The sequence below is a fragment of the Allobosea eneae genome (genome assembly GCF_042657265.1).
Lineage (GTDB): Bacteria > Pseudomonadota > Alphaproteobacteria > Rhizobiales > Beijerinckiaceae > Allobosea > Allobosea eneae.
In genome coordinates, this window is sequence record NZ_JBHSLW010000059.1 from 1 (window position 1) to 587 (window position 587).

Here is a 587-nt window from a genome sequence, read left to right on the forward strand (position 1 = left end):
TTCTTCGTCAGGCGCGACGGGGACGGGATCGCGGCTCTGATCGAGCGGCTCGGCCCCCTGGGCCCGGCCGCCATCGCGGTCGAGGCCACGGGCGGGTTCGAGACGGTCGTCGCGGCGGGGCTGGCCGGGGCGGGACTGCCTGTCGTCGTGGTCAACCCGGCGCAGGTGCGCGCCTTTGCCAATGCGTTGGGCAAGCGCGCCAAGACCGACCCGATCGATGCGGGCGTGATCGCCCATTTCGTCGAGGCGACGAAGCCTGCGATCCGGCCTTTGCCGGACGAGGAGACGCAGTTGCTGGCCGATCTGGTCGCGCGCCGACGCCAGATCGTGGCGATGATCGGGGCCGAACGCCAGCGCCAGAAGCGCGCGCCGGCCCGTATCGCCAGGAGCATCGTGCGGCTGGTCAAGGCGCTGGAGAAGGAGCTTGCCAGCCTCGACCACGATATCGACGACGCGGTGCGCGGCTCGCCAGCCTGGCGCGACAAGGAGGACCTGCTCGCCTCCGTGCCCGGCATCGGCAAGACAATCGCCCGCACCCTCATCGCCGAGCTGCCCGAACTCGGCTCGCTCGACCGCCGCCAGGTCGC

At 71.6% G+C, this 587-nt stretch carries 1 protein-coding gene; it reads left to right on the forward strand.

The window, feature by feature from the left end; translation table 11 throughout:
- On the forward strand, positions 1–587 hold a 587-nt coding region (locus ACFPOB_RS26305; protein WP_377801263.1), incomplete at both ends, for an IS110 family transposase.